We start from the raw sequence: 7,207 nt of genomic DNA, 5'->3' as shown, positions 1-7,207 counted from the left end.
GAACTATCTATAAAACCCTGGTCGATTCAGTTGTGATTCTGAAAGTAAAGTTTCATTTGAGATATCCGCGGTTAGTCCTACTATTTCCGCGAGTTTTGAGTATGATGAAATTCATTTGAGTCCAAGAAGCTTGATGAAATATATTAATGCAGGAAGGATTTTGCCGAAACTCTATGGAATCGCAAAAAGTTCTCCGGAGTATATGAGGTGGTATCTCTCTATTGATGCAATTAAAATGTGTGGAGGTTAGGTTGATAAGGTTAATGAAGGAAAAAATATTTTTCATATTGGCTATTTTTATATTTTTGATATTTCAAGCCCCGAATTTTAGTTTTTTTTCCAATTAATGACTGTGTTTTCAGTTGTTTTATTGATTGTTTCTGGGTTGATGGTTTATAGGAAGTCTGATGCGAAAATAATGGAAAAATTTTTATTTGTTTTTGCTTTTGGTTCGTTTGCGATTTATTGTACTTTTGTTTTGTTTTTTGGTTTTTTATTTAATTTTTTTATTGAATTATTTCTTTATTGTATTAGTTTTTTAGTTATATTTTTTTTATTTAGAGTGCTTTCTTTGAGGGAGGTTCATTCTAAGCGCGAGTAATCGTCCAGGATGCGAAACCTAAGGAAACTCTGCAAAAGGTGGGTGGCAGTGGTTGAGACTGTGAGATATTTCTTTTTATGAAAAAAACAAGCCTTGGAAGTGGATTTGAGTTGAGCAGCAAGAGAACGCGCAAGCGCGAGTTTCTTGAAGAGATGGATGTTGTAGCGCCGGACAAGTTCTTTAAGTGGAGCCGAGGAAGCTTTGATCTCCGCTCTGACTCTTGGGGAGGATGTCACTGGGATTGGGGAGTTTTGGCCTGCGCTTGATTTATGCAACAAAGCCGAGTCAAAGCCAAGCCATTCAAGCCAAGGGTGGTGTTAGCGGCACTAAAAAAGCGAGCAGATGCAAGATAGTTACCGGGCATAGCGATGGCTTCAAAGCACTTGGATGTTTTTTTGACTTTTTATAGACATTCACGCCCATGTCACATTGGGTTTCTATCCTTCGCTTTTTTCATACAGCCACAGGATAGATGAGATGACCGCATTGACTTCCCCACAAGCACCCAATACGCTGCGCACATTGCTGAGCGTGGCTTGCGCTGGAGCAGCCTTGTTGCTGGGCACACAAGCTCAGGCTTTGGATGCCCGTTTCCAGGACAGCAATGGCGACCTGGTCGCTGATACGCCGACCGATCCCAAGCTGTGGGTTGACCCAGAGACGCTGGTGTTTGCTTACACGCCTGTCGAAGACCCCGCTGTGTACGCCAAGGTCTGGGATGAGTTTTTGACCCATTTGTCTGCCACCACTGGCAAGAAGGTCCAGTTCTTCCCGGTGCAAAACAATGCCGCGCAATTGGAAGCCATGCGTGCAGGCCGCTTGCATGTCGCAGGCTTCAATACCGGCTCGAACCCATTGGCTGTGAATTGCGCTGGTTTTGTGCCGTTCACGTTGATGGCCTCCAACGACGGCCGCTATGGCTATGAGATGGAAATCATCACGTATCCAGCCAGCGGCATTGAAAAAGTCGAAGACATCAAGGGCAAAAAAATGGCGTTTACGTCTGAGACGTCCAACTCCGGCTACAAGGCACCTTCTGCTTTGCTGCGCGAGCAGTTCAAGATGGAAGCGGGCAAGGACTACGAGCCGGTGTTCTCTGGCAAGCACGACAATTCCATCATTGGTGTTGCCAATCAAGACTACCCAGCCGCCGCGATTGCCAATTCGGTGCTGCAACGCATGCAAGCGCGCGAAGTGGTCAAGCCTGAGCAAACCGTGACGATCTACAAGTCGCAGACTTTCCCAACGACGGGTTATGGCTATGCCTACAACCTCAAGCCTGAACTGGCTGAAAAGGTCAAGGAAGCCTTCTTCACCTTCAACTGGGAAGGAACAGGCTTGGCCAAAGAATTCAACGTGTCTGAGCCACCGCAGGAAAAATTCATTCCAATCACCTATAAAGAGCATTGGCAAGTCGTGCGCGATATTGACCAGGCGATGGGCGTTGAGTACACCTGCAAATAAGCTGTAGTTGGCCTGAAGTGGTGGGGCCAAGCATGGATAGCGCGCGCGCTGGTTGTCAGGCATGCACAATCGGCCTAGCATGTGCGGTTTTCAATCGCCACTGTGCTGTTGCGCAGAATGCCCATGTTGTGCTCCCCCTCTTTTGAATCGTTTTTTCAATGCTTGTCTCCTGTGGTACAGCCCAAGGTACGTCGCGTGCGTGGCGTGACGGCGCGGCGCGGGCTTGCTGCTGCGCTGCTGGCATTGGGCGCAGGGCCTTTGGCCATGGCTGAGACCGCAGCTACAGCATCTGCGCTGGATACGCGCTACCAGGATCGCAATGGCGATTTGGTGGCTGATCGGCCGCAGGATGCGCAGCAGTGGCGTGATCCTGCAACGCTGGTGTTTGCGTTTAGCCCGGCAGAGGATCCAGCGGTGTTTGCCGAGGTGTGGAAGGGATTTTTGGACCATTTGTCAGAGGTCACAGGCAAAAAGGTGCAGTACTTTGCCGTGCAAAGCAATGCCGCTGAAGTCGAGGCGATGCGCGCAGGGCGTTTGCATGTGGCTGCTTTGGCGACGGGGGCTGTGCCTTTGGCTGTGAATTGCGCCGGTTTTGTGCCGTTTGCCATGATGGCTGCCAAAGATGGCAGTTATGGCTATCGGATGCAAATCATCACGCGCCAAGACAGCCCATTGCAAAGCGTGGCTGAACTCAAAGGCAAGCGCCTGGCGTTTACCTCGGAGTCGTCCAATTCAGGCTACAAAGCCCCTGTGGCGCTGCTGGCGGGCCAATTTGGCTTGCAGCAGGGCAAGGATTACCAGGCGATGTTCTCAGGCAAGCACGACAATTCCATTTTGGGCGTGGTGCACCAGGATTACGACGCAGCGGCAGTAGCCAGTGGTATTGCCCAGCGCATGGCAGGTCGGGGCGTAGTGAATGTGGCCGATTTGCGGCTGTTGTATGAGTCTGAACCATTTCCAACCCCTGCTTATGGTTACGCCCATGATTTGAAGCCCGAGCTGGCCGAGGCCATTGAAAAAGCTTTTTTTACTTTCGACTGGGAAGGCAGTGCGCTGCAGCGTGAGTTCGCGGCAAGCACGCCTCCCCAACAACGTTTTGTTCCGATCAGCTACCAGAGCCAGTGGCAAATTGTGCGTGATGTGGACGCCGCGACAGATTCTGTCGTGCGCTGCCGTTAAAGACTCCTGCCCATGCTGTGCCATGGGCAAGTGCTGCATCACCCGTGGCCTGTACTCGCACGGTAGCGCTGATCGCTTAAAGAATGGATGAGCCATGTTGGTGATTGACTCCTTAGAGAAACGCTATGCCAATAACGATGTCGCGCTGAAAGGTGTTTCTTTGGAGCTGCGTGCAGGAGAAGTGGTGGGCCTGATTGGTCCCTCTGGGGCCGGTAAGTCGAGCCTGATTCGCTGCGTCAACCGTTTGGTGACGCCTTCAGCAGGCACGATTGCGCTGGACGGTGTGGACCTGGCCCATGTCTCTGGCCGAGGCCTGCGCCGTGCACGCCGTCAAATTGGCATGATTTTTCAGGAATACGCACTGGTCGAGCGCCTGAGCGTGATGGAAAACCTGCTGTCAGGCCGCCTGGGCTACACCGGCTTTTGGAAAAGCTGGACGCGCCGCTTTGATGGCAAAGACATTGCCCGTGCGTACGAGCTGCTCGACCGTGTCGGCTTGGCTGGCATGGAAAACAAACGCGCCGACGCACTCTCTGGTGGTCAGCGCCAGCGCGTGGGCATTGCGCGTGCCCTGATGCAAGAGCCACGCTTGCTGCTGGTCGATGAGCCGACCGCCAGCCTGGACCCCAAAACTTCGCGCCAGGTGATGCGTCTGATCATGGAGCTGTGCGCTGAGCGTGGCTTGGCTGCCATCATCAATATCCACGATGTGGTGCTGGCCACCCAGTATTTGCCGCGCATTGTCGGCCTCAAGGCCGGTGAAATCGTCTATGACGGCCCGGCCAAAGGCATGGATGCGATGGTGCTGACGCGCATTTATGGTGATGAAGATTGGACGGCGATTACCCGCAACGTGGCCGCAGCCGAGGAGTCGGATGAAGCTGCAGAGCCTGCAGCGCAGCGCAGCACGCGATCGGGTCCGGCAGATGCAGCGTATAGCCTCGCCGCCACAGCGGTGATGGCCCAGGCGGTGACACCATGAATGCGCCCGTATTGAATGTGCAGGGCGCGATCGGCGGCCACGGTGCAGCGATGGCCACTCGTGCATGGCCAACCCAGTGGAAGCGCCCGCCATGGATTGCCAATGCCGCTTTGCGCTACGGCTTGATGGGCCTGGCCTTGTTATGGTTGGTGCTGGCTTTGGGGTCACTGGAGATTAACTGGCAACGCGTCTCTGAAGGTCTGGTGCGTGGCTGGCGTTTTGTTGCGGCGTTTGCACAGCCTGATTTTGTCAGCCGGCAGCACGACATCGTGGTTGGTTTTGTCGAGAGCTTGACAATGGCCTTGACCTCGACTGCCGTGGGCGTGGCATTGGCGATTCCGATTGCCGTTGGCGCTGCGCGCAACTTGGCACCGCTGCCGGTCTATTTGTTCTGCCGCACCGTGGTTGCGCTCTCGCGCACGCTCAACGAGATCATCATTGCGATCTTCATGGTCGTGATGTTTGGCTTTGGCCCGTTTGCCGGTTTTCTGACGCTGACGATTGCCACTATTGGCTTCATGGCCAAGTTGCTGGCCGAAGACATGGAAGAGGTCAAGGCCAGCCAGCTCGAAGCGCTGCGCGCTACCGGTGCCAGCTATATGCAGGTGCTGGTGTATGCCGTCTATCCGCAGGTGCTGCCGCGTTTGGTGGGGCTGTCCTTGTACCGGCTCGACATCAACTTCCGCGAATCGGCGGTGGTCGGCATTGTGGGCGCCGGCGGCATTGGCGCTACGCTCAATACCGCGATGGACCGCTATGAGTTCAATACCGCTGCAGCGGTGATTTTGGTGATTATTGGCATTGTCATGTTGGCTGAATACGCCTCTGGCTGGATCCGCAAACGTTTTGATTGAGGCGCAGGCATGAGTTCATCTACTGTTTCCCCGCAGCACGCAGCAGCTGCTGTTACGCATGCACCGCGCAGCCCGCGATCGATGGCCTGGCGCAAACGCACGACCAAGCAAGAAGTTGGCCTGTTCATGGCCTGGGTGCTGGGTTTGGCCTTGGTCTCGTGGGCCTTTCAGGTCATGACCAAGGACACGATCTGGGCCTTTGTCGCCGATGCACCACGCCAGGTGCAAGACGTGGGCTCACGCATGTTCCCGCCGGACTGGGGCTTTACCTCTGAAATTCTCCAGCCGATGTGGGAGACCTTCAACATCGCCACCTTGGGCACCTTGCTGGGTGTGATCATGGCCGTGCCTGTGGCGTTCTTGGCTGCACGCAACACCACGCCCAGCGTGCGTTTGGTGCGGCCTGTGGCACTCTTGGTCATTGTCAGCTCACGCTCGATCAACTCCTTGATCTGGGCCTTGCTGCTGGTCGCTGTTTTAGGCCCTGGTGTATTGGCCGGCATCATCGCGATTGCGCTGCGCTCCATTGGCTTTGTCGGCAAGCTGTTGTATGAAGCGATTGAAGAGATCGATACCAAGCAGGTCGAGGCCATTGAAGCCACAGGCGCTAGCCGCACCCAGGTCATGGCCTGGGCCATTGCACCGCAAACCGCGCCGACTTTGGCTGGGGTCAGCCTGTTTCGCTGGGACATCAATATCCGCGAATCGACCGTGCTGGGTTTGGTGGGGGCAGGCGGCATTGGCGTCAAGCTGGAGGCGGCCTTGGGGACGCTGGCCTGGCCCAAGGTCACGCTGATTTTGTTGGCCATTTTGCTGACTGTGGTTGTCAGCGAATGGCTGACGGCCAAGGTGCGTAAGCATCTGATTTAAGCAGCTTGCCCCTCATCTCTCCGCAGACCGCGCTGGAGCCCAGATAGATACCTTGCGCGGCAAAAACGCAGTCGGGCTGGTCTGCCCGGCGAGGTTTTTGACAAGGCAGCGTGCCATCTGGGCTCCAAACCCCAAGATCCAAAGACGCTGCAAGCGCTTTCAAAGCGCCTGCCACTGATCAAGTTGAGCGGCTTGCCGTGCACGCACCCAGTTACAGCACGCCGTGTCGCAGGCAAAAGGACTTGGAGGTGAATGTGCGCTAGACGCCCAGTTCTGGAGGGCCGCATGTACTCGTCGACGCCACAGGCATGCAGTTCTTGGGTGAGGGCGAATGGACGACCTAAAGCACGTGTGCAGAACGCAGGCACCAATGGCGACAAGTGCATATCGGTATGGACGAGGGCCACTTGCCAATACGGGCCATTGGGGTCACGACCAACGATGTGGGAGACGCTCCAGTCGTGCCAGAGCTGCTCAAGCAGATCGCAGTTGCTGGGCATTGCCGCATGTCGTCGGCATGTTGGCGGCCTGTCGACATATAGGCCGGGCAATCTGGAAAGATTGGGGCGGTCATCACCGCCGCACGCTGGTAGAAGCGAAGATGAATTGCCAAGCTAAGCTTGGCGAGCAAGCCAAGGGCAGCACCTTGGAGAGGCAAGCCGTGGAGATCCGTGGGCGAGCAGCCATCTTGAATCCATTCACCACATTGGCTGCCCCAAGGCGCCTGCCGTGGGATAACCGGGTCTTGGTCTGGTGCGTTTTGGCCTGCGTCTGAGTGGTGCAACACAACCGCGCACAGTTGCAACGCGCATCAGGCGCAGTCTTTTGGCCGGTGTGGCCCGCGTGTGCGAATGTGTACCAGCCCTAGTCGACCATTTTGGTCAGACCAAAGCATCAAAATATTCCAAAATGCGAAGCAATTAAGGGTTTACCCTTTAATGAGAAGGTCTTTTCTGGTCTTTAAAATGGGCGCGCACTTAAAAAAGTGTCTTTTGGTCATACCAATTTGGACTTGTGTTCTGGCTGGGGATGGGATCGTGAAAGCGGTTGCGTGTCTTTTGGCAGCGTTGCTGGATGCTGTTTCGCTATTGGCAAGTGCTGCAAAAAAGCAAGGTATTTCACAGAAGCACTGGTTTGGTGGCAGTGCGGTGCAGTTTTTAAAGGGCTTCAGGCTGGCGGTGCAGAGGAGATCGGCAGACCCAGCGCAACATCGGGAAGCACTTGGCAAAGGCGGCACTTTTTAATCTTTCATACTCA

At 54.6% G+C, this 7,207-nt stretch carries 6 protein-coding genes and 1 pseudogene; all 7 read left to right on the top strand.

The features are described 5' to 3' along the window. Window positions 1-1,078 precede the first annotated feature (1,078 nt). Entirely contained in the window at window positions 1,079-2,065 is a 987-nt protein-coding gene (gene phnD / locus E8K88_RS15840) for a phosphate/phosphite/phosphonate ABC transporter substrate-binding protein (RefSeq protein WP_136407644.1), read from the top strand. A gap of 171 nt (window positions 2,066-2,236) precedes the next feature. Next, window positions 2,237-3,244, top strand: coding sequence for a phosphate/phosphite/phosphonate ABC transporter substrate-binding protein (gene phnD, locus E8K88_RS15835; protein WP_240754568.1), 1,008 nt, complete (start codon window positions 2,237-2,239; stop codon window positions 3,242-3,244). 94 nt (window positions 3,245-3,338) lie between these two features. Then, a complete protein-coding gene (phnC, locus tag E8K88_RS15830) occupies window positions 3,339-4,226 on the top strand; it encodes a phosphonate ABC transporter ATP-binding protein (protein ID WP_136407643.1) in 888 nt (295 codons plus the stop codon). Beyond that, window positions 4,223-5,080, top strand: a complete 858-nt coding sequence (phnE, locus tag E8K88_RS15825) for a phosphonate ABC transporter, permease protein PhnE (protein ID WP_240754567.1) — start codon at window positions 4,223-4,225, stop codon at window positions 5,078-5,080. The genes phnC and phnE (E8K88_RS15825) overlap by 4 nt, the downstream gene beginning before the upstream one ends. A 9-nt stretch (window positions 5,081-5,089) precedes the next feature. Further along, on the top strand, window positions 5,090-5,950 hold the full coding sequence (phnE, locus tag E8K88_RS15820) for a phosphonate ABC transporter, permease protein PhnE (protein WP_240754566.1): 861 nt from the start codon (window positions 5,090-5,092) through the stop codon (window positions 5,948-5,950). Window positions 5,951-6,315: 365 nt separating this feature from the next. Continuing rightward, window positions 6,316-6,492: pseudogene (locus E8K88_RS18635) on the top strand (hypothetical protein); the annotation flags it as partial. A 396-nt stretch (window positions 6,493-6,888) separates the two neighbouring features. Further along, window positions 6,889-7,194: a hypothetical protein gene (locus E8K88_RS15815; RefSeq protein ID WP_136407642.1), complete on the top strand. Its 306-nt coding sequence runs from the start codon at window positions 6,889-6,891 to the stop codon at window positions 7,192-7,194. Window positions 7,195-7,207 lie beyond the last annotated feature (13 nt).

This window comes from Lampropedia aestuarii (genome assembly GCF_004803635.1).
GTDB classification, from domain to species: domain Bacteria; phylum Pseudomonadota; class Gammaproteobacteria; order Burkholderiales; family Burkholderiaceae_C; genus Lampropedia; species Lampropedia aestuarii.
The sequence above is the reverse complement of the archived record's forward strand: the minus strand, read 5'-3'. Positions and strand labels throughout refer to the sequence as shown.